This window comes from Pseudoalteromonas rubra, from assembly GCF_005887115.1.
In the GTDB taxonomy this organism is placed as follows: Bacteria; Pseudomonadota; Gammaproteobacteria; order Enterobacterales; family Alteromonadaceae; genus Pseudoalteromonas; species Pseudoalteromonas rubra_F.
In genome coordinates, this window is the sequence record NZ_PNCJ01000129.1 from 1 (window position 1) to 284 (window position 284).

Consider the following 284-nt stretch of genomic DNA (forward strand, 5'->3'; position numbering starts at 1 on the left):
AAGAGCACTCAGACTGCCAGGACTTGACGACCAAATACTGCAATTAGCGCAAGATACAGAGCGCTGGTTTCACCTACAACCTACACAAGTGACAAGCGTATTCTTTGAGCACGCCAAAAAGCTCAAACTAGAGGTTCGAAAAGATCTGCACGCGATCGCGCAAAATGGTACTGCTACAATTAAAGTTAACGGTGAGGTTATCAGCACCATTGCAATATCAGATATCCAAGCGGATGAGTACCTTGAGCCTAAAGTCGGCTTATCTAACCAAGATTATATTACCG

Annotated in this window: 1 protein-coding gene; it reads left to right on the forward strand. The window is 44.4% G+C overall.

From position 1 onward, the window contains the following. On the forward strand, window positions 1–284 hold a 284-nt coding region (locus tag CWB98_RS23465), incomplete at both ends, for a hypothetical protein (RefSeq protein ID WP_138546975.1).